Raw genomic sequence first — 20,850 nt, 5'->3', positions numbered from 1 at the left:
GTAGAATGGTCCCATGCTGCGTTTCGCCACCTTGGGATTGGCCGCGATTGTCATGGTCGCCGCAAGCGGCCTCTCGGCTGCGAGCGAGTGCGCGCTGAAGGAGCGTCAGACCTATGCGCGGATGGCCGATCTGCCTGCGGACGCAATGGCTGCGCTGAAGGTGCGGATGGCCGAGAAGGGCGCGCCCTACCAACGCTCGGACGTGATGCTGCACCCGAACCTGCCGCTGTATCGGTTCCTGCGTGCGGATCGGACGGGCTGCCGGCTTCGTATCGAATACCTGAAAGGCGGCTTCTTGCTGCAAAGCGGCGCATTTTTATTGAAACAATCCAATGGCAAATGGCGGTTGATCGCGAGTCGGTAGCCAACGTTGGGCATGGCTGCTGGGGACGATCCCGCCCGGTCCTTTGTCGTCGCCAGAGAGGCCGATCGGCGCTTACGCTTTAATCGACCGGCTCACTCAATCACGCGTGATTGATTTATTCGCTCAACCTTATCGGATGATCGCGTTTCCCGTGCAGCGCGCCGCTTGCTAGGGTGCAGCCATCATTTCCGCGCGGCATGAGTCGCGCGCATTCAACATATGTCAGGAGAGCCGACAATGGACGCCAAGACTGGATCGATCGAGGGCGGTTGCCCCATGGGACACGGCGACGGCGGCGTGCGCGGGCTGCTCGGCCGCACCAACAAGGACTGGTGGCCGGAAATGCTGGCGACCGAGATCCTCAACCCCAACGGCCCGTCGAACCCGATGGGCGACGATTTCGACTATGCCGAAGCTTTCAACGCGCTCGACTACAATGCGCTTAAGGCCGACCTGAAGGCGCTGATGACCGACAGCCAGCCGTGGTGGCCGGCGGACTATGGCCACTACGGCCCGTTCTTCATCCGCATGGCCTGGCACGCGGCGGGCACCTATCGCACGGCGGACGGCCGCGGCGGCGCCAATAGCGGACAGCAGCGTTTTGCCCCTCTCGATAGCTGGCCCGATAACGGCAACCTCGACAAGGCGCGCCGCCTGCTGTGGCCGATCAAGCAGAAGTACGGCAAGCACATCAGCTGGGCCGACCTGTTCATCCTCGCCGGCAATGTCGCGATCGAGGACATGGGCGGACCGGTGTTCGGCTTCGGCGGCGGCCGTGCCGACGTGTTCGAACCCGAGCGCGACATCTACTGGGGCAGCGAGGACAAGTGGGTCAACGAAGGCGTGCAGACCCGCATCGCGCCCGAGCATGGGATGCACGAACTGGAAGGTCCGCTCGCGGCGATCCAGATGGGCCTCATCTACGTCAACCCTGAAGGGCCGGGTGGCAACCCTGATCCGCTGCAGTCCGCGCGCGACATGCGCGCCACGTTCGAGCGGATGGCGATGAATTCGGAAGAAACCGTCGCGCTCACTGCCGGCGGCCACACCTTCGGCAAGGCGCACGGCAACGGTGATCCGTCGAAGCTGGGCGCGGCCCCGGCCGGCGGCGACCTCGTCGCACAGGGCTTCGGCTGGGTCAGCCAGAACGAAAGCGGGCACGGCGAGCATACCGTGACCAGCGGCATCGAAGGTTCGTGGGTCAACACGCCCACCGAATGGAGCGAGAACTACTTCCGCCTGCTGCTCGACTACGAGTACGAGTTGGTTCACTCGCCCGCCGGTGCGCAGCAGTGGCAGCCGATCAACCAGAAGCCCGAAGACATGGCGCCGGCGGCATGGGACCCGAACAAGAAGGTCCCGACCATGATGACCACCGCCGACATGGCGCTGAAGATGGACCCCGAATTCCGCGCGATCTCCGAGAAGTTCCGCAACGATCACGAGGCGTTCAAGAATGCCTTCGCGCGCGCTTGGTTCAAGCTGACGCACCGCGACATGGGGCCCAAGGTCCGCTACCTCGGACCCGAAGTCCCCGCCGAAGACCTGATCTGGCAGGACCCGATCCCTGCCGGCACCACGCCTTCGGAGGCGGACGTCGCTGCGGTGAAGGCGAAGATCGCCGACAGCGGCCTGACGGTCAGCCAGTTGATCAAGACCGCCTGGGCCTCGGCCTCGACCTATCGCAAGTCCGACCACCGCGGCGGTGCCAACGGTGCGCGCGTGGCGCTCACCCCGCAGAAGGACTGGGAAGTCAACGAGCCGGAAATGCTCGCAAAGGTGATCGACACGCTCAACGGCCTGCGCGGTTCGATGAGCCTGGCCGATGCGATCGTGCTGGGCGGCGTAGTCGGCCTGGAAAAGGCGATCAAGGATGCTGGCTTCAGCGTACCGGTGCCCTTCACCGGTGGCCGCGGCGACGCGACGCAGGACCAGACCGACGCCGACAGCTTCGCGGTGATGGAGCCCGAAGCCGATGCCTTCCGCAACTACGTCGGCAAGAAGAAGCTGGCTGTGAAGACCGAGGAAATGATGCTCGATCGGGCCAGCCTGCTCGGTCTCTCGGTGCCCGAGATGGTCGTGCTGGTGGGCGGTCTGCGCGTGCTCGGCGCCAACCACGGCGAGCGCGGCCACGGCCACTTCACCAAGCGGTCCGGCCAGCTGACCAACGACTTCTTCGTTAACCTCTACGACATGACCAACGTCTGGAGCGAGAGCGAGGGATCGAACGGCGAAGAGTATGTCGCAGTCGACCGCAAGGACGGCGGCACCAAGTGGAACGCTACCCGTGCCGACCTGATCTTCGGTTCCAATTCCGAGCTGCGCGCCGTGGGCGAGGTCTATGCGGAGACGGGTCACGAAGAGAAGTTCGTGAAGGACTTCGTCAAGGCCTGGACCAAGGTGATGAACGCCGACCGGTTCGACCTGAGCTACGCCAAGTACCACTGATCCGGCCCGACCGGGTTCGCAAAGGGGCCTCCGGCGGCAACGCCGGGGGCCCTTTTCGTTGGCGTGCAGATGACGCCCAATGCGGTGCGCGGTGGCGCAATCGAGTCGAGCCGCTGGCGCCTCGATTGCCCGCAAGCGGCGATGGAGGCATCCTCGTCGCCGGATCGGGATCGAGAAGGGGATAGCGTTCGTGGGCTGGAGACCGTCGCTGGCGGCCATCGCGCTTCTCGCGGCGCCGGCCCCGCTGCTGCCGCAGGACGATGTCGCCCGCATCGGCAGTGAGGCCTGCCCGGCCGAACCCGAAGCATTCGTGATGCCAACGACCGGGGCAGCTTTCACGCTTCCACCCGATCCGGATCAGGCGGCTTGCGCAGAGCCCGCTCCCCCGCCTCCTCCAATTAGGCCACCCGCCCCCAGCCTGTTCCGCATGGTCGCTCTGCCGGTCGGCGACACGGCACCAAGACAGAAATGGGAGCTGGCCCGGCTGGGTGAGGTGGCCGAGCATCGAGGCCCTTGGGACGAGCTTTTGTCGGAAGCGAGCCGCCTGCAATCGGGCGATATGATCGGCATGGTGAACCAGTGGGTCAACTGGCACGTTCGCTTCCGCGACGATGCTGCGGGCGACGAATGGGCGTCCGCGCCCGAGACCCTGCGCCGCGGTTTCGGCGACTGCGAGGATTTCGCGATGGCCAAGATGGGCCTGCTGCTGGCCCTCGGCGTCTCACCCGACGATATGTATCTCGTCCTGCTGCGCGACCAGCGGCAAGCCGAGCACGCAGTTCTCGTCGTCAACCGGGGCGGCCGCCTCGTCGTGCTGGACAATCGCACCGACAAGGTCCTGCCGGCGGAAGCGATATCGGACTACACGCCGATCCTCAGCTTCTCGGGGCAATTCGCCTGGACTTACGGACGACGCCTGGGCTGAACCCGGGCTCGCGAGCAGTCGCGATCAGCGTCCTCGCCTCAACACGATGTAGAGGGCGCCCTCCCCGCCGTGGCGAATATGCGCCTTGCGGATCGCGGCGATGGCCGGGGCGTGGCTCGAGGATGCGAGCCAGTCGAGCACCTTGGCCCGGATCGCGCCGCGCCGCTCGCCCCGGTCGGCGTGCTCCACGGGCCGCGACTTGCCTGCAATGAGCAGCACGACCCGCGCGCCGAGCGCACGCGCCTGCGAGAGGCCATCCATCAGGCGCGTGTGTGCTGTGTCGAGCGTATGCCCATGCAGGTCGAGCGTGAAGTCCGGGTCGATCGAACCAGCGCGAAAACGCCGGTCCCAATGCGAATCGAGCCCGGGATCAGGCCTAGGCGCCGAAGGGGGTGGAAGGGCCTTGCGCTGAGCGGGGCGATCGGGTGCCGACGGTTTCCTGGCGGGAGGCTTGTCCGCGACCTTCTCCGCTGGCGCCGCGGCAGCGGACGGCTTCGCGGCGAGCCTCTCCACGGCATCCGCACGCCGAACGAGGGGCGCGACCGTCGCGGCCACCTTCGCCCAGGCTTCCGCCTCTTCGGCACTGAGCCCGCGCGGCGGCTTCATCGCACCGGCCTCATCGCGAATTGATGCGTGCGACCGTCCCCTTGGGGAGGAAAAGCAGGGCCTTACCACGCGCGCTCATGCCGCCGGCAATTGTGCGCGCGTCTTCTCCTGCACCCCAGAAAGTGTCGAAGCGGTTGGCCCCCTTGATCGCTCCCCCGGTGTCCTGCGCGATCCACATGCCGTCGGCCTCGCTCCGGTCGAGATCGAGCCAGACGGGTGCGCCCAGTGGCACGAACGCCGGGTCGGCGGCGACGGAATGCTCGCGCCGTACCGGCACGCCGAGCGCACCCAGCGGTCCGTCGCCGGTCAGTTCGCGGAAGAAGATCCAGCTCTTGTTCTCGTTCATCACCGCGGCACCGCCGTCCGGCTGGTCGCGCAGGAAGGCCATCAGGCCCTGCATAGACGTGGCATAACCTGTGCCCTCGCCGATCAGTCCGCGATCGCGCAGCAGCTTGCCGATGCCGACGTACTCGCGACCGTTCTGGCCGGCATAGCCGATCCGCACCACGCGGCCTTCCGGATCGCGCAACCGGCCTGAGCCCTGGATCTGTAGGAAGAAGAATTCCACCGGGTCCGCGGCCCAGGCGATTTCCAGTCCGCGATTGGCGAGTGCGCCCGCCTCGATCTCGGACCGTTCGTAAAAGGGCACGAACTTGCCCGATGCATCGCGGCGGCCGAGCGGAGGTCGCCCCGTACGCTCGCCTTCCGGCACCTCGTCGGGCCAACCGCGTTCAAGTTCGGGTGGCAGGCTATAGACCGGGGCGTCGAAGCCGGGACGCCGTGTGCGGCTGCCCGCGATCTCAGGTTCGTAATACCCGGTTGCGAACGCCGTGCCTTCGCCGACTTGCGCGGTTTCGAAATAGCGGTCGAAGAACGCCAGCGCGCTACCCTGACCCCACATGGCCGCCGCGGTGCAGGCAGGCTCCCAATGGCTACCGCTGGTCAATCCACTGGCATCGTCGCGCGAGAGCAGCTTAGGGCAGGACTCGCGGAAACTGGCCAGCGCGCCGGACGCGTCCGATGCGCCGATGCCGAGCGAGGCGATCGTCGGGCCCGGCACGAGTCCGGCGGACAAGGCATTTGCAGCGACCGGCGCAGGAGGCGCGGTCACCGGCGGTGCGGCAGTTTCGGGAACCATTCGGCAGGCGCCGAGCGCAAGGGTCGTCAATGCGATCGACGCCGCAAGCCTCAACCGCATCCCAAATCCTCCGACTACAGTGAAAAATTAGGCTTCGTCGGTCTCGTCGAGCAGCCAGTGCGGATCGGCCTCGCGCACGTCGCGCTTGAAGGTCCAAAGATCGCGCGCCTCGATCGCATCGTCGAGCGAGCCGGCGACTACGGTGCCGTCCTTGTCGCGCGTGACGGCGGCGATGTCGGCGATGAACCGCATGCGAACGCGGGCGATCGGGCCGACCAGTTCGGCCATGTCGATCGTCGCATCCTCGATCCGCACGAGGCGATTGTCGAGTGTCTCGCCCGCAGCCTCGCGCGCGGAAATAGCACCCTCGAAACCGGCATAGACGTCGTCGTCGCACAGTTCGCGCAGCGTCTCGCGGTCGCCCGCCCAGAACGCTTCCAGGATCATGCCGTATGCGCCCTTGGCGCCCTCGACGAAGCCCGACACGTCGAACCGCTTGTCGGCCGCGGCGATGTCGCGCACGCCGCGCTCCACAGCCGGGAGCGCGCCTTCGAGCGCCGCAGGGCGAGCCGGCTGGGCCGGACGAAGCTGTCCCGCGCCTGCGGGCGGCAGTTCGGGAGACTCGAACCGGGTCGGCTCGGGCTGCTCCTCGTGCTCCGCACGGCGGCCGAGCACCGAGTAGAGGCGCAGCCCCAGGAACGCCGCGATCATGGCGAGAATGACGATCTGGAGTATCACGTTTCAGTCCGTTTCCGCTTTGGCCGGATCGGCGCGATATCCGCCGCCCGCCAGTCAAACAACCGTGCCCTAGATAGGCACGAAATACAAACGAACAACGCGCGAAGCCGCCATTCGGGTGCAGCGTTGCGGCAGGTCGCGCACGGTGCTAGGCGCGCCTCCGATTCCGCGCACCGCGACGGCGCGCGCCAACCAGCAGGATACCCGATCATCATGGCCGACGAAGGCGACGTTCTCACCGACCTCAACATGGACCCCGCAAGCGCGGGCAACGGCGCCGACAACCAGCCGGTCGCGGGCATCATCTCGCAGTACGTCAAGGACCTGTCGGTCGAGAACCCCAACGCACCGGCCTGTTTCCAATGGCAGGGTGCTCCCAACATCGACCTGCAGTTCAACATCGCCGCCGAGACGGTGAGCGACGAAGTCAGCGAAGTCGAACTGAAGATCAAGCTGACCGCGAAAGCCGAAGAGGGCGACCTGTACCTGGTCGAGCTCGCATATTGCGGCCTCGTCGGCATGCGCAACATGCCCGACGAGCACGCCCACGCGTTCCTTTATGCCGAAGCGCCGCGCATCCTGTTCCCCTTCGCCCGCCGCGTGGTGGCCGATGCGACGCGCGACCTGGGTTTCCAGCCGATGATGATCGACCCGATCGACTTCAACGGTCTTTACCTGTCGCAACTCCAGCGACGCGCCGAGGAAGAGGCTGCGGCTGCCGGGCAAGTGCCGGCTGGCGAAGCCTGAGGCCTCACCCGCCTCGGCTGAGGCCCTGGGCATGAGGCGATGAGCCTGCTCCGACACGTCGGGACGATCGGCGGGCTGACGATGGTCAGCCGCGTCGCCGGAATGGCGCGCGAGATGATCTTCAGCCGCGTGCTGGGCGCCAATGCGGTCACCGACGCGTGGTTCCAGGGGTTCATCATCCCGAACGTGTTCCGCCGCCTGTTCGCGGAAGGGGCGTTCTCGGCGGCGTTCGTGCCGATGTTTTCCAAGCGTCTCCACGGCGAGGGCGGGCTGGAAAGCGCGCGCAGTTTCTCCGACGACGTGCTCAGCGTGTTCCTGCCGATCCTCATCGCGTTGTGCGCGATCGTCGAGCTGGCGATGCCCGGAGTGATCTGGCTGCTGTCGGACAAGCCGGTCGATCCGACGGAGTTCGACCTCGGGGTCGATTTCGCGCGGATCATGTTCCCGTACATCGTGGTGATCAGCCTGGTGACGCTGTTCACCGGCATGCTCAACTCGGTGAGCCGGTTCGCGCCGGGGGCCAGCTTTCCGATCATCCTGAACATCCTGCTGATCGCAGCCTTGCTGGTCGGCGAGCGGGCGATCGACAACGGCGCGAGCATCGAGCAGGTCGCCTATGGCGTAGCCGCCACGGTTACCGCCGCGGGTGTGGTGCAGCTGATCTGGCTCTACGTCTGGGTGCGGGTCGAGGGATTCCGGCCCAAACTCCTGTGGCCCCGCCTGACGCCCGAGGTGAAGCGGCTGGGCATCATCGCGCTGCCGGCGGCGATCGGCGGCGGCGCATACCAGATCAACACCCTGCTCCAGCTTTACTTCCTCAACCAGCTCGAAAGCGGGTCGGTCAGCTACATGAATTATGCCGACCGGCTGAACCAGCTGCCGCTCGGCATCATCGGCATCGCGCTGTCGACTGCGATCCTGCCGACCCTGTCGAAGTTCGTGGGAGCCAAGAACCGCGAAGGGGCGGACCGAATCCAGTCCGACGCGATCGAGCTCGCCATGCTGCTGACCATCCCGGCCGCGGTTGCGCTCGCCGTCTGCGCGACGCCCTTCGTGACGATGATTTTCCAGGGCGGCCGGTTCGATGCTGCCGACGCCGCGCGGACGGGAGACGTGCTCGCGATGCTCGTCGCCGGGCTTCCGGCATACGTACTGGTCAAGGTGCTGGTGCCGAACTTCTACGCGCGGTCCGACACGCGAACGCCGGTCTATGCCGCCTTCATATCGCTCGCCGTCTTCGTCGCGTTCAACATGGCATTCCTCCAGCGCTTCGGCGTGGTGGGAGTGGCAGCGGCGAGCGTTATCGGTGCGTGGATCAACGTCGCCTATCTCTACATCGTACTGGCCCATCGCGGATATTACCGGATCCACGGCGCGCTCGTGCTGCGGATCGCCCGCCAGCTCGTGGCCGCGGCAGCAATGGGTGCGGCCATGTGGTACGCCCGCGACCTGTTGACCGTATATTTCGCGGCCGGCGTGATCGAGCGGCTGTTCGCGCTTCTGGTGCTCGTCACGGCATCGGTCGTCGTATATTTCGGCGTTGCGTGGATGGTCGGCGCGGTCGACCGCCAACGCATCGCTACCCTCACCAAGAAGGCATCCTGATCGTCATGCCCCCAAGCACCATGCACCCCCAAACCATGCGGGTCGTGTCCGGCATCCAGCCGACCGGCAACCTGCACCTCGGCAATTACCTGGGTGCGATCCGCAACTGGGTTCGCATGCAGGACCAAATTCCCGAAGACGGCCAGTGCCTGTTCTTCCTGGCCGATCTCCACGCAATCTCGATGCCGCATTCGCCCGATGAACTGCGCCGCGCCACGCTCGAGATGACGGCAGCATTGGTCGCCTGCGGCATCGATCCGGCCCGTTCGGTCCTGTTCAACCAGGCCCAGGTTCCCGCGCACGCCGAACTGCAATGGCTGCTCGGCGGAACGGCGCGGATGGGCTGGCTAAACCGCATGACCCAGTGGAAGGACAAGGCGGGCAAGAACCGCGAAGGGCAATCGGTCGCGCTGTTCACCTACCCGGTGCTGCAGGCTGCCGACGTCCTGCTCTATCAGGCGACCCACGTCCCGGTGGGCGACGACCAGAAGCAGCACCTCGAACTTGCGCGCGACATCGCGCAGAAGTTCAACAACGACTTCGCTTCGGAAGAGGCGCCGGTCTTCACCCTGCCCGAACCGATCACTCCGCCCGATGCCGCGCGGATCATGTCGCTGCGCGACGGATCGAAGAAGATGAGCAAGTCGGACCCGTCCGAGATGAGCCGGATCGAACTGGCCGATGATGCCGACACGATCATGCAGAAGATCAAGAAGGCCAAGACCGACCCCGAGCCGCTGCCATCGGAAGTGGCGGGGCTCGAGAGTCGGCCCGAGGCGCTCAATCTCGTCACGATCTACGGCGCCTTGTCGGGCGAAAACCCCGACGCAGTGTTGTCGCGGTTCGGCGGACAGGGTTTCGGGGCGTTCAAGCCCGCGCTGGGCGAGCTGCTGGTCGAGACGCTGGCGCCGATTTCGGCGCGCTTCCGCGACCTGCTCGAAGACCACGAGGCGCTCGACGCGATCCTCGCGCGCGGCGCCGCAAGGGCGCGCGAGATCGGCGTGCCGACGCTCGATGCCACCTATCGCGCGCTCGGTCTTGTCCGGTGATTCCAGGCGGCTGGCATAATCTTTGCTAAGTCGGCCATTCAAACTCGGTTCACCGCGAATCCTTTACTCCCTGCCTCAACGATGACAGCTTGCGTCGGAAGATGCCGGTGCAAGGGGCGCATTCGCCCGCCACTCGAAGGGTTACGCAGATGTCCACATTCACAAATTGGCAGCGCAAGCTGAAGCTGATCGCCGCGCCGCTCGCTCTCGGCGCGCTGGGCGCCTGCGCCACCCCGTTCAACGCCGACGTGCAACGCTTCCAGAGCGCGCTGCCCGCGCCGCAGGGACAGACCTTTGCGGTCGTGGCCGACGATCCGTCGCTCGCCGGCGGTCTCGAGTTCGCGCAGTATGCCGATTACGTCGAGAACAACCTGACGCGGATCGGCTACACCCAGGCCGCTTCGCCCGACAACGCAGACCTGCTGGTCCGGTTCGATTACGGCATCGACAAGGGCCGCGAGCGGGTGCGCCGCACCGGTTTCCGCGATCCGTTCTACGATCCCTGGTTCGGCTACAGCCGGCTCGGCTACAGCCGCTATGGCTATTCGCGCCGTTATTGGGGTCCGAGCTATTATGGCCGCGCCTACGGCCATCCGTGGAGCTACGGTTTCTACGACCCGTTCTTCGACAACGGGCTGGACGTCACCACCGTCTACACCAGCGGGATCGAGCTGAAGATCGACAGCCGCGCCACCGGCCAGCGCCTGTTCGAAGGCAAGGCGGAAGCCCTGTCGACCTCGAACCGGTTGCAGTACCTGGTGCCGAACCTGGTCGAGGCGATGTTCACCGACTTCCCGGGCCGTTCGGGAGAAACCAAGCGCATCTCGGTCGCGCCGGAGAACATGCCGGTCCAGCGCAACCAGCGCCGCTGACACGCCCTCAGGGAGAACATCGAGCGGGCGGGTCGTGGGAAGCCACGGCCCGCCCAATTTGTATTCGGCTGACCATCGACCTGGAAAGATCGTGACGGACCTACCAAAATGGGGCGGCGTTACCGCGAAGGGGAGTTAACCAGCAGCCCGCTCGCAAAGCTCGCCCGGTCGATCTCGTACATGACATGACGGACGGGCCCGCGCGGGGTGTCGGTGAAATCGATCGCGTTGGTCAGCCGGGCGCCGATATTCTCCATCGCGGAGCGCGAGATGATGTTGTCCTCGCCGACCCGGAACACGACCCGCTCGACCGATGCCAGGGCGTGGGTAAGCATGAGGCGCTTCATCTCGGCGTTCGCGCCCGTACCCCACAGGCGGCGGGCGAGAAACGTCCAGCCGATTTCCACGCTGCCGCCGTCGGCGGGATCGTAGCCCTGGAATCGGCTCGATCCGACGATCTCACCGCTCGTCTTTTCGATCACGGCGAGTGCGCCACGGTTGGCGAGCGCATCGTCGAAGAACAGACGGAAGACCTGCTCCTGCCAGCGATCGTGCATCGGGTGGCCCGCCCAGATCTGCGGATCGGCGGCGACCGCGAACAGTGCATCCCAGTCTTCAGCGCGCAGCGGTCGCAGCACAAGCCGCTCCCCTTCGAGGACCGGCTGGCGGTTCAAAACGGCGACACCGTCAGCCCGAAACCTCGGCCAGCCCGCGCACGAACTGGTCGATGTTGGCCGTCGTCAGCCCGGCTACGTTGATGCGACCAGACCCCGCCATGTAGACCCCGTGATCGGCGCGCAGCGCGGCGATCTGCTCCTTCGACAGCGGCAGGACGGAGAACAGGCCATTCTGTCTGCTGAGCGGCGTGAGGTCGATCGTGCCCGCGGTACCGGCCTCGGCGAGGCGCTCGCGCACCTGGCGCATCCGCGTCCGCATCGTTTCGAGTTCGTCGAGCCACTGGGCGGTAAGCGCCGAATCGCGCAGCACGATCCGCACCGCCGCGGCACCGTGATCGGGCGGCATCGACCAGTTAGCCCGCGCGAGCGCTGCGGCGTTCGACATGATCGCGGGCAACTGGCTGCCCTCTGCCGCCATGACGTAGAACGCCCCCACCCGGTCTCGGTAGAGGCCGAAGTTCTTGTCGCAGCTGTAGGCCACCAACGCTTCGGGGACGGCGGCCAAGACCTTGCGCAGGCCGGCGGCATCCTCGTCCATTCCGTGGCCGAGGCCCTGGTAGGCCACATCGATGATCGGCAATGCCTTGCCCGCAGCCAGCGCCGCGGCGATCCGATCCCACTGGTCGGGCGTGTAGTCGATCCCGGTCGGGTTGTGGCAGCAGCCGTGGAGCAGGATCGCGTCGGTGGCGTCCGCTCCCTCGATCGCGGCGATTACGGCATCGACGTTCGCGGTGCCGTCGGCGTTGGCGTGGTCGAACGCGGCCACCTCGAGGTCGAGATCGGCGAGGATTTGCGCGTGGTTGGGCCAGCTCGGCGTGCCCATCAGTACGCGGCGCACGCCCGCCGCCTTGGCCAGCGCGGTTGCAAGCCGCACCGCGCCGGTACCGCCGGGGGTCTGCATCCCTTCGATCCGCCCGCCCATCGTGGGGTTCGCGCCGAACACATAGGGCATCAGCGCCTCGACGAAGCCCATGTCTCCTTCGGGGCCGAGATAGGACTTGGACTCCTGCGTCTCGACCAGCCGGGCCTCCGCAGCCTTGATCGCGCCAAACACCGGGGTGTCGCCCTGGCCGGTGCGATAGACGCCCACGCCGAGGTCGATCTTGTCGGTCCGCGGATCGTCGCGGTGCAGCTTGATCAGCGCGAGCAGCGCATCGGGAGCCTGGGGAGCGAGACGGTCTAGCATGGCCGCCCCATTAGCCCATGCGCGAAGGGCCGCAACAGCTAAGCCGCCGCGACCCCGCGAACCGAAGGGCAGTTTTTCTTAAAGGCTCAAAACGGGAGCCAGCGCTGCTTCTTCGAAAATTTCATGTAGCCCGCGTTGACGCCGAGCCGCAGCCCCGCCCCGACGCGAATGGGAATCAGGACCACGTCGCCCTTTCGCATGTACGATGCGTTGAGCCCGCCGATCGCATAGGCCGCGCCTTCGCCCGAAGGATAGCGTTCGTACAGTTCCTCGCTGTCGTGGAGATTGTAGACGAGGACGAACGTGTTGCTCGCGTTCGCCCCCGCGTCGAAACCGACCGAAGGACCGGTCCAGTAAACCGGACGCTCGCCCTCCACCTTGTGGTGCAGCGTGCCCGATCCGTAGCGTGCGCCGACGACGAACGCGCCGCCCGCCTCACGCCCCACAATGTAGGCGTTGGGCTCGCCCTGCTTGGAGAGCAGGTCCTCGATCATCCGCGCGAGGCCCTCGGCACCCTTGCCGAAGACGCCCTCGGCCGCGCCGATCAGGTCGTCCTTCTTGTAGGTATCGCCTTGGACCGCGGCCACAGTGGGGTTCGCCGCAGCCTGCGAAGCGGCGGTGGAGGCGTTGGCGCTGGGCACGACCGGATCGCTCCATTCGGGAGCGACTTCGGCGGGCGCACCAGCGGGCGGGGTCGCCTGGTAGGTCGTCGAATTGTCGTAGGGGGCAGGCTCGCCTGGCGCTTCTGCCGGCTGCGCCAGATCGGCGTCGATGCCCGCGTTCGGGTCGATCGTCTGAATCTGCGCTACGCTCGGCGCGGCGACGAATGCGGCGGCGCCCAAAGCGGCCAACCAGCCACGGCGCGCGATTGCCTGTAACAAGGCCATGAAAATCCCTCCGTTCCCGCTATCGGGATGCGTCCAGCCCGCAAGAGAGTCCTTTGCCGGTGAAGCGGCAATGAACGCGCGACCAACCGAATCCGATTTGCGACGAGCCGAGTCGCAACTTGCTGCATTCGGCCCCTTGCCGCCCCTCCACCCCCTCGCTATAGCGCCCGCCTGCCGCAGGCCTGGAGACGTGGGTGAGTGGCTGAAACCAACGGTTTGCTAAACCGTCGTACTGGTAAATCCGGTACCGAGGGTTCGAATCCCTCCGTCTCCGCCATCGCCAATCTCAGCTGGTCCGACACGATCGCAGCGACCGCCAGGGAGGCCGCGGCTAATGCGTGGAGGCGAAGAAGGCCGCGGCAACAAAAGGAACCCGGCGCCCCTCCCCAGAATCCACGGGAGGGTCGATGACTTTAGCGCCCCACCTTGGCGGTAAGAGCCAATGCAGCCCCGACGAAGCTGCATAGCGCGGCACCGGCGAGCATCGCCGAGATGCCGCCCATGCCATCAAGCCAGCCAAGCGCGAGACCCCCAATCACCGTACCCAGATTGAGCACCGCCATGAACACCGCGAATTGCGTCGCAGCGATGGCAGGGGTGCAAAGGCGCATCGACAGCGCACCGCCGCCGACGAGACGCAGCGCGCGCACGATCTCGGTGACAAAAATCAGACCGATGAAAACGGCCGGGTCGGCCCAGTGCGCTTGCAGCGCCAGCATCGCTAGCGACGCCATCCCGGTTAGCACCGCAGCGATAATGAAAGTCTTCCGCGCGCCCCAGCGCGCCGCCACAAATCCGAACAGCAGCGCGGCGGGCAGCCCGGCAAGCAACTGCGCCTGGCTCGACCAGCTGGTGAAGGTATCTTTCTCCCAGCCCAGCACACCGGCAGCGAACAGAGGTTTGACCCCGTTCAAAATGCCCGGTGCCGTCATCGCTACCAAGAAAGCCATTATCAGAAGCATGATCTGCCGCTGCGTCATGGCCTTGAATAAGTCTCGGATGATCGGCCACAGCGCACCGAGATGGATGTCGAGATTCCGCTGCGAGGCTTGACCCGGCGTCCAAGGGAGAAGGCGCTCGCCCGCGCGTTCCCGAACTGTGACGACGAGCGCCAGTATGGCAACCAGAATGGCGGCCAACGCCAGCGCGGCGACGGGAATGCCCTGATAGGCGATCAAGGTGCCGCCGAGACCGGTGCCAACGGCGATACCTGCCATCTGGCCGCCGAACATCACGCCGTTGACGCGCTCAATTTCATGCTCTGGGAGGATGTCAGCGGCCAGCCCATCGACCGCAACGTCTTGAATTGCCGAACCCATGCCGAGCGCGAACGCGAAGGATGTGACCAGCGCCACTTCGGCGACGCCGGGATTCATCATCGCCATTCCAATAAAGGTCCCGACCATCCCAAGCTGGCCCAGCATGATCCAGGGCCGCCGCCGCCCCATTGCGAGGAAAGCGTAACGATCCATGACCACGCCATAAGCGAGCTTGAAGGTCCATGGCAGATTGGCCATCGCCAACACCGCGCCGACCTCTCCCGCCGAAGCCCCATTTTGCGCCAGCCAGCCGGGAAGCGCAAAGTTGATGAAGCCAAGTGGGAGGCCCTGCGCCACGTAGAGCAGAAACAGCGTCACGATGCGCAATATCCGATGCTCGCTGAGCGACTTGGGACGCGCCATGCGTAACACGACGGTGCCCGCGGTCATCGTCCGGCCTTCGTCAGAGCTAAGGTCGCGCGAACATTGTGATGCGAGGGCGATAGGGCGAAGGATGAGATCACCATGGACCGGCTCGCGACTTGTTTGCCGCGCCCCATGGCCGGACCGGCACAACCGCGTCGCAAACATACGTGAGGATGGTCAGTCATAGAAATGCCTTTCCTCTGCGATCAGGTTGTCTCGCACGGTGTTGAGCGCGATTTCGGTCAGGGATCGGCGCTCGCCGGTCAGCGGGTCGAGCGTGACGAGATCGAGAAAGAGCGCGAACTGGTCGCCGGTGACGAAGGGGCCATCGATCCCAATTTCGTCGACCAGCGCTGAGCCGAACCGGGCATCGCACTTGATCCGGGCGGCATCGATCCCGGTGACGCTTGCGCGAATACCTCCGGGCAGATCGGCCGGTTCGATGCTGACCACGTCGCTCGCCCAGTATTTCTCGCCCGCGTCTTCGAACCGACCGGCGCGCAGCATCGCGGTGAAATCGCCGGCGATCACGTCGATGGCCGTCATGGCATCGCTCCGCTGTCGAACCCCGATGGATGTGGCAGGCGGAGCGGGACTGTGCCCCGCCTGCCATGATCCCAGGGCCGTTGGCCTACTTCAGGATCATTTCCTGATATTGGACCGAACCCATCTGCTCGCGCATTTTGACGCGTTCAGCGCTGGCCGCGCCGGCCTTGCGATTGTCCTGTTGCAGCATCGCGCCAACCTTCTTGTTGAACGCCTCCCGCTGCGCGGTCGTTTGATAATCCTTGTATTCGATGATCAAAATCACGTCCGGTTCGCCAGCGCGCGGATTGGTGCTGGCCAGAACGTGATAGTCGACGACGATTCCATCGGCCTTCGCCAGCTCGTTCACCTGCTTCCACTGGCCAGCGAGCCAGTCCATGTAATTTTCGAACTGACCCGGCATCACGTCGATCCGGCCGACTTCCCAGACTGTCCCGCGCTTGTAGCTCGATTCCTGTGCCGCCGCGGGCATTGCCAGGGTCGTAGCAAGTGCAAGGGCGGCTCCGGTCACAAATGTCTTGATCCTGTTCATTGCCAATCTCCCCACGAAGCAGGCACGGCTTCGCCGCCGTCAAAAGTCGGATGGTCCGACTTTGCCAGATGCTTCGAATTGTATGCGATCCCCGGTCGCCATAGTGCGATGCCGTAGCGTCAGGGGTCAATCCGCCCCGTCGTCAATAAAGCGTCAATAGCGCGTCAATGCACCGCGGCCGGCGCGTTGCTGGGTAGAGGTAGCACGTCGGGCCAGCCATATTTGTCCCAGGCTGCAGCCATGCCGATCCGCTGGGCGAAGGGGATGAATTCGGGGTGTTGCCAGATCTGGCGGATGGGATCGACGTCGGCCCAGATCGACATCAGGCAACCCATATTCGCAGGCGATATGCGCTCTCCCAGCGTGCGGAAGAGCAGGTCGGCGTAGCCCATGAATACGGCCGGCAGCGTGATCGAGGAATCGGCGTTGTCGTACATGGTCAGGTGAAGGAAATCGAGCGTGCGGCAGTAGGCTTCGCGATCCTCGGCCACTCCGCTGCATACGCCCTTGGCCGCGACGAGCCAGTAGGCGTCCATGACTTCGGGCGTCATCGGAGAGGTGCCGACGGGCGGGAATATGGATTTGTTCAGCAGAAGCCGGGTTTGCTGGTATTGGTCGACGGCCGCTTCGTGCCGTCCCGCGGCGGCGCTCGCAACCGCCAGATGGATCGATGGAAAGCCCAGGTCGACTGCGCGCTGACCATCGGAGATCGCAGCAGCGATATCGCCTTGGTTCAACCGCCCGGCACACCGCAGCATGTATTTGCGGCCATCGATCGGATCCTGCGATATCGCCTCTTCGATGTACCGCATTCCGTCAGCGGTGCGGCCGCAGAACATGAGGTACGAGCCCAGTCGCATAGCGACCTGCGGGTTGTTCGGCTCCATCGCATATCCCTTGGATGCAAGGTCCAGCGCACCGACGAAGTCGTTCTGGCACAGTTGATGGAGGCCCAGCAGCGAATAGGCTTGTCCCAACCCAGACTTGATCGCCAGCGCCTTGTCGACGCACTGCGCCATCCGCGCCGATGCCGCAGGGCGGTCGAGGCAGGCCGTGTATATAGCAATCAGCTGGTGCACTTCGGCCATCACCAGCCAGGCCTCTGCGAAATCCGGATCCAAGATCACCGCCCGCTCGAGCAGCTCGACAGCCTTGTCGAGGGCGCCGTCGCCAAACGGCCGCACCGATAGCGATCGGCCCTGCAAGTAAAGGTCGTATGCCTCCTTGCTTTGCGTCAATCCGCGCAAGAGGGGTGGCTTCAAGGCGATTTTCAGTGCGTCGCCGATCGCCGCGGTGATTGCCTGTGCGACCTGCTCCTGGAACGTGAAGACATCGTCCATCGTGCCGTCGAAACGTGCGCCCCACAGCTCGATCCCGGTATCGCCGGCAATCAAATGGGCATGGATCCGCACCCGGTTACCCTGGCGCCCCACCGATCCCTCGATAAGATGCGATACCCCGAGTTCGGCTGCGATCGCTGACGGAGGCAGGTGACTGTCCCGGAAATGAAAAGACGATGTGCGGCCGGAAACGATCAGTTGCGGCACCTGGCCCATCGCAGTGATCAGTTCGTCTACCATCCCGTCAGCGAAATACGCTTGACCTTCGTCCTCGCCGATCCGTTGGAACGGTAAAACGGCAAGCCGCACTTTCCCGGTAGCCGCAGAAGGGGCCGGGTTTCCGGCAACTGTCGGATTGCGCAGCGACGAAGCCGCGACGAGCTGAGCGTGACCAGCCGAATTACCTTCGCGCAGCAGTGCGGCGAGAGCGCTCTGGACACCGGCCTGCAGTCGCGCCTCGGCATCGGCACGCTGGCGACCGAGCCACTGGTTGAACCCGTCCCCCAGTTCCATTTGGTCGAGGATCGGCTTGTTACCGATGGCGGAAAGCTGTGCCGTCGCTGTCGCAAAGTCGTCATTCGCGAGCGCCTGTTCCAGCCTCCCGAAAGCGGTCGTGATCGCGCCTGGGCGAAGCATCACGCTTGTTCGAGTAACGACCAACATTTCACTTCCGAAAGGCGCAAGCAGCTTGCCAAGCTCCAGCAAGCATTGGCGCAAGCTGGCCTTGGCGTGCGCCTCGAACCGCCCGGGCCACAGCAACTTGCTGAGAAAGTCGCGATCAAGCACCTCGCTTCTGGCGAGACACAGCATTCCCAGGAGTGTTCGAGCCCTGCGGTTTGTAATGACGATTTCACGACCGTTTGCCGCGCTGACCTGAAACCGACCGAATAGCGATGCAAAACAGGAACCTTGGGCCTGTTGAAAAGCCTCAGCCGGTTCGACCTGCCTCATCGTCGATCCACCCCCCTGTTATCGACTGTTTAAACCAACCGCGCGGCGCCACAAACGCTGAATCGAGTGTTCGCGATGGGTGCATTGGGGGATGCAACCCGCCTCGGGCGGCAGCTCTCGCTGACGCCATTCTGCCCCGCCGAGCGGCATTCTCTTGCTCGATTAGCGACTTGGCCCGGTTCCACCCCGTCGCCGAGACGCGCGTTCGTCAGAGATCCGCTTTTTGCTATACTGACATAGCAGCCTCCGATCGCTTGTCGGGCACATCCGCTGGCGCATCGCGTTCAGCATGTAAACGGATTTCGGGAGGGCCAGGTATGCCACGCAAGACGAATTACGATTTTGAGCGCCGTGAGCGCGAAAAACACAAGGCGGCAGAGGCTGCTAAGAAGGCACAGGCGAAAGCCGACAAGAAGGCGTCCGAGCGGATATTTTCAGACTTCAACCCGACGCCGGGCGTGTAGTCGATTGCCCACAATCAGCCAATGAAGCTCCCATGGAAGCTATGAGATCCACTCTTGTCCAGCTCGGCTGGAAGCCATTCTTTCGCGATCAACTTAAACCTGACGAAAGTCTAGGGTGCCAGCCCGCTCGCGTGATGTCGGTTCATCGCGGAATGGTGACAGTCTCAGGCGAGGGGTTCGAGGAATCCATCTCATCCAGCGTGCCGATGGCAGACGGCCCGGAGGGTCGACCCACCGTCGGCGACTGGTTGTTGATAGAAAGGCAGAGTCTAGCAATTCAGCGCATTCTGGGTCGTACGAGCCTTTTCAAGCGCCCCGCTCCGGGCGACGAGAGGCGAGTTCAGCTTATCGCTGCGAATGTCGATACGCTTTTTGTCGTCACATCGTGCGATCAAGACTTCAATGTTGCGCGCCTCGAGCGTTACCTCGTCCTGGCGCATGAAGTGGGCGTGCGTCCGGTCGTCGTGCTCACGAAGGCCGACCTTGTGGACAATCCGGCGACCTTCGTCGCAGCGGCAAAGTCTCTACACCCGCAGCTACACGTCGAACTCGTCAATGGCCTTAATGGCAGGAGCGTCGCTGCTCTCGCAACGTTCTGTCGAGCGGGCGAGACCGTCGCGCTGGTTGGCTCGTCCGGAGTCGGCAAGTCGACCTTGGTCAACACACTGAAAGGTTCGGACACCATCGCAACTCAGGCTGTGCGTGAAAGCGATGGCAAGGGTCTCCATACAACGACGGTACGCGAGATGCACCGCCTCGGAGGAGGGCTCGGGGGAGGCGGCTGGCTGATCGACACTCCGGGAATGCGTGAATTGCAGATGTCTGATGTAAGCTCAGGCGTCACCGAAATGTTTGACGACATCGTGGTGACGACCCTGGACTGCAGGTTCACAAATTGCGGTCATACTGACGAACCTGGATGCGCGATTCAGGCGGGTATCCTGGACCGAACCCTCGATCCCGCGCGCATCGCACGTTGGCGCAAGTTACGCGACGAAGATGCTGCAAGCACGGCAACAGCATCGGTTCAGCGCAGCCGGCGGGCAAGGCCGAACAGGCCAAGGTGACGGCGATCCGCGGCTGACTTGTTGCGCGTTGCTCTCGCACCATCTGGACGAAAAGGCGGAGATCGCCTTCATCGCTTTGGCAGGCTAGGTGGGCAACTCACCTTCCCGAAATCCAGGCGCGGACAAATGGCACGTAAACATTCAAAGCATGGAACACCGGTCGAGGTGCAAGATGACAATCCGTCGACAGGGCCTTCGGCTTGCTGGCTCTGCAGCCGGCCGCTCGGCAAGGTAACTGTCTGGCATCATCCCGTCCCGAAAAGCCGGGGCGGTCGCGATGTCGTGTCCATGCATCCCATTTGCCAACAAACTCTGATCGCGAACTTTACCAACTCGGAATTGCAGCGTCATGCTCTCGACGTCGATGCACTTTTGGCCAATCCCAGCGTGCGGAAATTCGTCGACTGGATCGCGAAGAAGGACCCCGACTTCACCGCCAGCGTTACGAAAAAGCATCGTTGAACACATGCTTGCTGCATGATCTCCGTAGGGCAAAGGCATTCCTGAAATGAGCGTAGCATTCCGCCGCGACAGTGATGAGGAGCACCTCGAGCCAAAATTTGAGCTGCCAATTCCAGCCGGTCCGAACCTGGTTACGGCTCGGGGGCTCATGTTGATCCAGCAGCGCATCGCAGACCTTGAGAGCGCATTGCGCACGGCAGATGAAACCACTGCGACTAATGTAAAGCGAGACCTTCCGTATTGGCAGGCGCGAAAGGCCACTGCCCAACTTGCTCCGGTACCATCGGGCGACAAGGTAGAGTTTGGGGTCAGGGTGAGCTTCAGCCTCAACGGCAAGCCGAAGACTTTCGTTCTGGTCGGGGACGATGAGGCTGAACCCGCCACGGGAAAGATTTCGTTTAAATCGCCGCTTAGCCAGGCGATGCTCGGCGCTGAGGTCGGCGAGACGTTGCCGTTCGGCAATGAAGAAAACGCGTTGCAGATATTGAGTATTGAGGTTCCGTCTGAAATCTCGACGGGCGTCTGAAGACCAACTCAAATGGCGAAGCCGCATGGCACCAG

Annotated in this window: 21 protein-coding genes and 1 tRNA gene; 12 read left to right on the top strand and 10 right to left on the bottom strand. The window is 64.4% G+C overall.

Features of this window, described 5'->3' with window-relative positions; translation table 11 throughout:
- Nucleotides 1-13: 13 nt before the first annotated feature.
- The 3 genes from AR323_RS07715 to AR323_RS07705 all read left to right on the top strand — a co-directional run bounded on the left by AR323_RS07715 (nucleotide 14) and on the right by AR323_RS07705 (nucleotide 3,737).
- A complete protein-coding gene (locus AR323_RS07715) occupies nucleotides 14-364 on the top strand; it encodes a hypothetical protein (RefSeq protein WP_057883386.1) in 351 nt (116 codons plus the stop codon).
- A gap of 237 nt (nucleotides 365-601) precedes the next feature.
- Complete coding sequence (gene katG, locus AR323_RS07710; RefSeq protein ID WP_057883385.1) at nucleotides 602-2,812, top strand: catalase/peroxidase HPI; 2,211 nt, start codon at nucleotides 602-604, stop codon at nucleotides 2,810-2,812.
- A gap of 190 nt (nucleotides 2,813-3,002) precedes the next feature.
- Entirely contained in the window at nucleotides 3,003-3,737 is a 735-nt protein-coding gene (locus tag AR323_RS07705) for a transglutaminase-like cysteine peptidase (protein ID WP_161808725.1), read from the top strand.
- Nucleotides 3,738-3,761: 24 nt separating this feature from the next.
- Here AR323_RS07705 and AR323_RS07700 read toward each other — a convergent pair whose 3' ends face one another.
- Genes AR323_RS07700 through AR323_RS07690 form a run of 3 tightly spaced genes read right to left on the bottom strand, consistent with a single transcriptional unit; the run spans nucleotide 3,762 to nucleotide 6,219 of the window.
- Nucleotides 3,762-4,343: a Smr/MutS family protein gene (locus tag AR323_RS07700; RefSeq protein WP_057883383.1), complete on the bottom strand. Its 582-nt coding sequence runs from the start codon at nucleotides 4,341-4,343 to the stop codon at nucleotides 3,762-3,764.
- A 10-nt stretch (nucleotides 4,344-4,353) separates the two neighbouring features.
- The gene (gene mltA / locus AR323_RS07695; protein WP_057883382.1) at nucleotides 4,354-5,541 is read right to left on the bottom strand and encodes a murein transglycosylase A; all 1,188 of its coding nucleotides are present in this window, start codon (nucleotides 5,539-5,541) and stop codon (nucleotides 4,354-4,356) included.
- Between the two features lie 27 nt (nucleotides 5,542-5,568).
- The gene (locus AR323_RS07690; protein ID WP_057883381.1) at nucleotides 5,569-6,219 is read right to left on the bottom strand and encodes a Tim44/TimA family putative adaptor protein; all 651 of its coding nucleotides are present in this window, start codon (nucleotides 6,217-6,219) and stop codon (nucleotides 5,569-5,571) included.
- 213 nt (nucleotides 6,220-6,432) lie between these two features.
- On the opposite strand from AR323_RS07690, the gene secB reads away from it, so the two are divergent.
- The 4 genes from secB to AR323_RS07670 all read left to right on the top strand — a co-directional run bounded on the left by secB (nucleotide 6,433) and on the right by AR323_RS07670 (nucleotide 10,492).
- Entirely contained in the window at nucleotides 6,433-6,966 is a 534-nt protein-coding gene (gene secB / locus AR323_RS07685) for a protein-export chaperone SecB (RefSeq protein ID WP_057883731.1), read from the top strand.
- Nucleotides 6,967-7,005: 39 nt separating this feature from the next.
- Nucleotides 7,006-8,571, top strand: coding sequence for a murein biosynthesis integral membrane protein MurJ (gene murJ, locus AR323_RS07680; protein ID WP_057883380.1), 1,566 nt, complete (start codon nucleotides 7,006-7,008; stop codon nucleotides 8,569-8,571).
- A 35-nt stretch (nucleotides 8,572-8,606) separates the two neighbouring features.
- Complete coding sequence (gene trpS / locus AR323_RS07675) at nucleotides 8,607-9,620, top strand: tryptophan--tRNA ligase (protein ID WP_057883379.1); 1,014 nt, start codon at nucleotides 8,607-8,609, stop codon at nucleotides 9,618-9,620.
- 149 nt (nucleotides 9,621-9,769) lie between these two features.
- Nucleotides 9,770-10,492 (top strand): DUF4136 domain-containing protein, encoded by a 723-nt coding sequence (locus AR323_RS07670; RefSeq protein ID WP_057883378.1) that lies wholly within the window; start codon nucleotides 9,770-9,772, stop codon nucleotides 10,490-10,492.
- A 119-nt stretch (nucleotides 10,493-10,611) separates the two neighbouring features.
- Here the strand turns inward: AR323_RS07670 and AR323_RS07665 are convergent, their stop codons facing one another.
- The 3 genes from AR323_RS07665 to AR323_RS07655 all read right to left on the bottom strand — a co-directional run bounded on the left by AR323_RS07665 (nucleotide 10,612) and on the right by AR323_RS07655 (nucleotide 13,242).
- Nucleotides 10,612-11,166, bottom strand: a complete 555-nt coding sequence (locus AR323_RS07665) for a GNAT family N-acetyltransferase (RefSeq protein WP_057883377.1) — start codon at nucleotides 11,164-11,166, stop codon at nucleotides 10,612-10,614.
- Nucleotides 11,167-11,179: 13 nt separating this feature from the next.
- Nucleotides 11,180-12,355: an amino acid aminotransferase gene (locus AR323_RS07660; RefSeq protein WP_057883376.1), complete on the bottom strand. Its 1,176-nt coding sequence runs from the start codon at nucleotides 12,353-12,355 to the stop codon at nucleotides 11,180-11,182.
- Nucleotides 12,356-12,441: 86 nt separating this feature from the next.
- Nucleotides 12,442-13,242 carry a DUF1134 domain-containing protein gene (locus tag AR323_RS07655; protein ID WP_057883375.1) on the bottom strand — a complete coding sequence of 267 codons (801 nt, stop codon included), beginning with the start codon at nucleotides 13,240-13,242 and terminating at the stop codon, nucleotides 12,442-12,444.
- A 184-nt stretch (nucleotides 13,243-13,426) separates the two neighbouring features.
- On the opposite strand from AR323_RS07655, the gene AR323_RS07650 reads away from it, so the two are divergent.
- A tRNA-Ser gene (locus AR323_RS07650) sits at nucleotides 13,427-13,519 on the top strand.
- A gap of 136 nt (nucleotides 13,520-13,655) precedes the next feature.
- Here AR323_RS07650 and AR323_RS07645 read toward each other — a convergent pair.
- From AR323_RS07645 to AR323_RS07630, 4 genes are all read right to left on the bottom strand, one after another.
- A complete protein-coding gene (locus tag AR323_RS07645; RefSeq protein WP_057883374.1) occupies nucleotides 13,656-14,951 on the bottom strand; it encodes an MFS transporter in 1,296 nt (431 codons plus the stop codon).
- A gap of 153 nt (nucleotides 14,952-15,104) precedes the next feature.
- Complete coding sequence (locus tag AR323_RS07640; protein WP_057883373.1) at nucleotides 15,105-15,473, bottom strand: SnoaL-like domain-containing protein; 369 nt, start codon at nucleotides 15,471-15,473, stop codon at nucleotides 15,105-15,107.
- A gap of 85 nt (nucleotides 15,474-15,558) precedes the next feature.
- Nucleotides 15,559-16,005: a hypothetical protein gene (locus AR323_RS07635; RefSeq protein ID WP_057883372.1), complete on the bottom strand. Its 447-nt coding sequence runs from the start codon at nucleotides 16,003-16,005 to the stop codon at nucleotides 15,559-15,561.
- A gap of 164 nt (nucleotides 16,006-16,169) precedes the next feature.
- Nucleotides 16,170-17,984, bottom strand: a complete 1,815-nt coding sequence (locus AR323_RS07630; protein WP_152980313.1) for a tetratricopeptide repeat protein — start codon at nucleotides 17,982-17,984, stop codon at nucleotides 16,170-16,172.
- 629 nt (nucleotides 17,985-18,613) lie between these two features.
- Here AR323_RS07630 and AR323_RS14960 point away from each other — a divergent pair.
- From AR323_RS14960 to AR323_RS07615, 4 genes are all read left to right on the top strand, one after another.
- On the top strand, nucleotides 18,614-18,760 hold the full coding sequence (locus AR323_RS14960) for a hypothetical protein (protein ID WP_164461513.1): 147 nt from the start codon (nucleotides 18,614-18,616) through the stop codon (nucleotides 18,758-18,760).
- A gap of 32 nt (nucleotides 18,761-18,792) precedes the next feature.
- A complete protein-coding gene (gene rsgA, locus AR323_RS07625) occupies nucleotides 18,793-19,827 on the top strand; it encodes a ribosome small subunit-dependent GTPase A (RefSeq protein WP_057883370.1) in 1,035 nt (344 codons plus the stop codon).
- A 126-nt stretch (nucleotides 19,828-19,953) separates the two neighbouring features.
- Nucleotides 19,954-20,289, top strand: coding sequence for a hypothetical protein (locus AR323_RS07620; protein ID WP_057883369.1), 336 nt, complete (start codon nucleotides 19,954-19,956; stop codon nucleotides 20,287-20,289).
- Between the two features lie 46 nt (nucleotides 20,290-20,335).
- Nucleotides 20,336-20,815: a GreA/GreB family elongation factor gene (locus AR323_RS07615; RefSeq protein ID WP_057883368.1), complete on the top strand. Its 480-nt coding sequence runs from the start codon at nucleotides 20,336-20,338 to the stop codon at nucleotides 20,813-20,815.
- Nucleotides 20,816-20,850: the final 35 nt, after the last annotated feature.

The sequence above is a fragment of the Tsuneonella troitsensis genome (assembly GCF_001441535.1).
In the GTDB taxonomy this organism is placed as follows: Bacteria; Pseudomonadota; Alphaproteobacteria; order Sphingomonadales; family Sphingomonadaceae; genus Tsuneonella; species Tsuneonella troitsensis.
Note: the sequence above shows the minus strand (reverse complement) of the source record. Positions and strands in the feature narration are given on the sequence as shown.